Origin of the sequence: Pseudomonas sp. GM78, from assembly GCF_000282475.1 — a bacterium.
In the GTDB taxonomy this organism is placed as follows: Bacteria; Pseudomonadota; Gammaproteobacteria; order Pseudomonadales; family Pseudomonadaceae; genus Aquipseudomonas.
Map to the genome: position 1 here is coordinate 1 of NZ_AKJF01000185.1, position 4,351 is coordinate 4,351.

The 4,351-nt window shown below is 60.9% G+C and carries 6 protein-coding genes; 2 read left to right on the top strand and 4 right to left on the bottom strand.

The annotated features are described in order from the left end of the window. Window positions 1-637, bottom strand: a 637-nt coding sequence (locus tag PMI35_RS06050; protein ID WP_032831992.1) for a DUF72 domain-containing protein, incomplete at its 3' end; no start/stop codon positions are given. Window positions 638-831: 194 nt separating this feature from the next. Between PMI35_RS06050 and PMI35_RS06045 the strand changes: the two genes are divergently transcribed. Further along, a complete protein-coding gene (locus tag PMI35_RS06045; RefSeq protein WP_008064298.1) occupies window positions 832-1,356 on the top strand; it encodes a hypothetical protein in 525 nt (174 codons plus the stop codon). A 78-nt stretch (window positions 1,357-1,434) separates the two neighbouring features. Then, complete coding sequence (locus PMI35_RS35015; RefSeq protein WP_008064299.1) at window positions 1,435-1,590, top strand: hypothetical protein; 156 nt, start codon at window positions 1,435-1,437, stop codon at window positions 1,588-1,590. 12 nt (window positions 1,591-1,602) lie between these two features. Here the strand turns inward: PMI35_RS35015 and PMI35_RS06040 are convergent, their stop codons facing one another. From PMI35_RS06040 to PMI35_RS06030, 3 genes are read right to left on the bottom strand one after another with little or no spacing between them, the layout of a single operon-like run. Next, complete coding sequence (locus PMI35_RS06040) at window positions 1,603-2,547, bottom strand: methyltransferase (protein ID WP_008064300.1); 945 nt, start codon at window positions 2,545-2,547, stop codon at window positions 1,603-1,605. A gap of 15 nt (window positions 2,548-2,562) precedes the next feature. Further along, entirely contained in the window at window positions 2,563-3,942 is a 1,380-nt protein-coding gene (locus tag PMI35_RS06035; protein ID WP_008064307.1) for an iron-containing redox enzyme family protein, read from the bottom strand. Between the two features lie 13 nt (window positions 3,943-3,955). Further along, window positions 3,956-4,153: a hypothetical protein gene (locus tag PMI35_RS06030; RefSeq protein WP_008064309.1), complete on the bottom strand. Its 198-nt coding sequence runs from the start codon at window positions 4,151-4,153 to the stop codon at window positions 3,956-3,958. Window positions 4,154-4,351: the final 198 nt, after the last annotated feature.

Genomic DNA, 4,351 nt, shown 5'->3' on the forward strand with positions numbered 1-4,351 from the left:
TGGCGGCCTGCAACTCGGCCGCCAGCCGTTGCAGCCGCTGCAGGTCATAGGGGCTGTAGTAGATGCGTGGCGACCCATGCAGTCGCCAGTATTTCAACCCCGGCCATCCCCGTGGCGTCAGGTCGGTGCTGATTCGCGATGGATCCACCGCGGCCTGCGCAATCTGATACTGCATCAGCAGCGCCTCGGCCCCTGTCCAGGATTCATGCCGGGGCTCGAGCACCACAAGCCCGGGGAAACGCCGCCTGAGGCTGATGAAAAACCCCTCGGCAACCGCCTCGACAAACGCCAGCGATGGCGGCAACTGCACCAGCAGGCAGCCCAGGCGCTCACCCAAGCCGGAACATTGCAGCAAAAACTCATCAAGCGCCTGATCACAGGCTTGCAGGCGCTGCACGTGGGTGATCAGCTTGGGCACCTTGACGCTGAAACGAAAACCGGGCGGCACGCAGTCTGCCCAGTGCTGGTAGGTTTGCTGACGATGCGGGCGATAAAACGAGCTGTTGATCTCGACGCAGTTCAGCCGCGCCGCATAGCGCTGCAAGTGGGTACCTTCAGCGGTAAAGGCGGCCGAATACTCCCTGCCCAGGCTCCAGCCTGCACACCCTGTGAAAATCGCCCGATCGTTCACGTCCATTTGCCTCTACCACTGCTTATTACTAAGGGCGTGGTGTGGACGCAGCGGTTCCTTTTCCATCCATGGCACCTGATCGATGGTCGGGCGTTGTAAGTGGCGATTTTTAGAACCGCCCGTGCCCAGGCAATGTCTCTGTTCAATAGACGCTTCAGAAGATTGCATTCAAATCGATGGAGTAACGGCGGAGATCTCTGATGACCAGATCGCAAGCGGGTGCTCCCGTGAAAAAATTGATGTTGGAACGCAATGGCTGGGTGCCGAACAACTCTCGCCTGCCGGTGCTGTTCTATCCCGGGGCCATCGCTATTCGGGGCGACGATCCGGCAGCCCTGTTCGAGCAAACCTTCAGGGCCAACGGCTGGCCGCCGCATTGGCGCTATGGGGTTTATGACTATCACCACTACCACACCGAAGGCCACGAAGTGCTTGGGGTGGCCAGCGGGCATGCGCGCTTGATGCTGGGCGGCCCCGATGGTCATGTGCTGCAAGTGCGTGCCGGGGATGTGCTGCTGTTGCCCGCCGGCACCGGTCATTGCAACCTGGATTCGAGCGATGACTTTCTGGTGGTCGGCGCCTATCCGCCTGGCCAGCACGCCGACATGTGCCGTGAAGCGCCGAGTGCCGCGCAACAGCAGAGCATCGACGCCCTGCCGTTTCCGGACCAGGACCCCGTGCAAGGTGCCCACGGCGCGGTGAGCGAGTTTTGGTCCAAAGGCTAGCCCTGGGGTATTGGTCGATAAATCTCGAACTCACAGCCCAGGCCCCGATCCAACGTGAAGACACTGGAGGCAAGCACCATGAACAACGATGACCGCATCACCCCAGCCGACACCCCGACCACCGAGGAAGATGAGACGCTTGAACCCTCTCCCCCAGAAACCACGGAGGAGGAAGCCGAGGACCTCAGGCGAAAAGTTGCCGAGATAGAACGCAAAGTGGCAGACGGTAATTGAACCGGCGTTGCATTAATGCCGCCGGGTCACGGTCAACGCCACCACGGCAATGCGCTCCACCCGTTCATACCCGGGCTTGAGCAGCTCCTCGCCGAACACATCGGGGTCCAGCTCCCGATAGGTCCAGCTGAACCTGTCGTCACCCAGCAGTGGCTGGATGGCCTCGAGAAAAGGATCCGCCCCGTCCACCATCGCCACCCCGGTGTACAGCAGCAGGCTGCCGGCCTTTTCCAGGCGCGGCAGCGATTCGCGGACGATGCGCAGCGACAAGGCTTCCCCGAGTGCGCCACCGCCATGGCGATAGGCACGCTGCTGGCTGTCGTTCATGTAGGGCGGATTGGCAATGATCAAGTCGAACTGCCCTTCGACGCTGCCCAGCACGTCGCTGTGATAAACGCTGACATTGCCGGTGTCGGCCAGCTCTGCATTCACCGCCGTCAACCGCAATGCCCTTGGATTGATATCCACCGCCAGCACCTCGGCCTCCGGTCGGACACACGCGACAACCAATGCTCCGATGCCGGCCCCGCAGCCAATGTCCACCACCCGTCGCACAGGCTCGGAGCATTGCTGCAGATAAGCGTCGATCAGCTGGGCAAAGCGATAGCTGTCGGGCCCGAAAAACACCGAATCGGGCTGCGTGGTCGGGTACGCCGAATGGGCAATCAGCAAGTGCCCAAGGCTCGACCATCGCACCGTGCTACGCCACAGCGAACCCTCCTTTTCGACGATGTGCGCCTGCTGCAGATCAGCCAGTTCTTCCTGTGAAAATAGCGTGTTTTCGAAGGGCATCGACCAACCGAACACATCGCGCAAGTCCTTGGCCAAGGGTGGAGTAAAGCGCTGGCACACCCGCTCATGGGTCAAGGGCGTGGGCGTGATGAAACGGTAGCCCTCGGCAACCAGGCGCCGGCCCAGCTCAAGCAACGTCCAATCAGTGATCTGTTGTACTGACATGCATGACTCCAGAATTCAGCGCAGATGGGCCACGCATTCGATAAAGCGCCGGGTGGCGAAGAGTCCGGCGGGACGACAATGGCGCTGTGCCGAGAGCCACGGGATCAGCATTCGCAATTGCTGTCGCGGTGACTGGTCCTCCAGTGATTCTTGCAATGCCTTGAGCTCGGAGTCGTCTGCCCCGATTTCATCGGCCCGGGCATCGTCGAATGGCGCGCGGCGTATCGCTGGCCGCCGCTGCGGTGCCTGCCAGTCACCGGCAATCCAGTCGTGCAGCAGTTGTTTCTCAAAGCCACTGAACACACCGAACATGGCTGCCTGATCGCCCTCGATCAATTGCCAGAAGCGGCTCTCCCCGGGTGGGCAGTGCCGTTTGATCCAGCACTTGCGTTGCAGCGCGCCGAGAAAATTTTCGATATGGCCAGGGGTCGCCAGCCACTGATTGACGGTCTTGCCTTCGACCTGGCAGTAATCGGAATGCATGTGCTGGCCGAAGCGGCGTTTGCGCTCGAGCATGGCGACGACTTCCTGCTGCAGATCGAAGCCTGCTATCACCGCCGTCGAGCCTGATCCCAGGTCATTGAGTCGATAGCCGATGGCGACACGTCGATAGAATTCATCCCGCCCCTGCTCCATGGGTATCAGCTCGAGCAGCGCTTCGATCGCCTTGCGCCCGTGTCCGCTGCTGACGTTGTCGATGGTCACGTGCAGGGTGAAATAGTACGGATCGATCCCCAGTTCACGCAGCTCATAGGCGCTGATCAGCAGGTGCAGCGGCAGTTGCTCGTAGCCGAGGTTGTAGCCAATCACCTCCGGCATGAACATCTCGCTGCACTGCCCCAAGGCCAGTTGAATCGCGCCCTGGCGAAAGTGTTCGTCGAGCAGTCCCTGCCTGTCGCCACAGTCGTGCTCGGCCAGCAGCTTGCGGTAGATCACCACGTGATTGTGCCGGGGGTCGCCTCTGCCCAACTCTTCCAGATAGGTGTTCAGCAACCCGTTGTATCGCAGGTCCTGCCAATGCTCGAGCACACCGGCCAGCCACGCGCCGTCGACTTCCTTGGTCGGTGCCACCCGCTGCAGGAAAAACAGCGCGTGGGCCTTGTTCGAGAAGTACCGACGTGGCCCACCTTGCTTGCGCTCTTCGAGGTAGTGGGCGTAATCGCGCGCCACAGCGGCGCAATGCTGTTGCGTCCATGACGACAGTAGTTCTGGCGCTTCGGGAAGGTCACAGGGGAGTTCGGCGGCCACGGTCAGTTGCTCGCGTAGGAACTGTTCGGCCCGCGCTCGTGCTTGCGGGCCGTTGCTGTAGAGCAAATCGTAGAGTTCGCGGTACCGGCCATCGGCGTCGGCATTCGCAGGCGCCGAAGGCGAGCCCAAGGGCGTGAAGGTTGTCATCGGACGCGCTCCCCTATCGCCTGTCGTCGGACAAGGGTGTTTGCTCATCGGCCTCGGGAAGTTTCCTGTCGGGCTCATTCCAATCCTGCGCGCCCTCTTCATCTTCGAGGTCGGGCTGGATCAGGGGATCGTATTTGCCCGGATCGTCCGACGCGGGGAGCGTCTTGTCCGGGTCTTGCCTGTTGTCCTGGATGATTGACTCGCTGGACATACTTCACCTCATAACCTTGTCCCGGGATTTCCGGGTCGTACAGGTTTGAAGGTGTCAGGGGGCTAGCGTGCGGTCGAATAGACGAGTGGCATGTACGGTGCATATTTGGATTGGGTGTATATCCATTCCTGCGGTAACGGCCACTTAGGGTTTCGCTCTTACTGTAGGAGCGAGCATGCTCGCGATGGTCGTCAACGA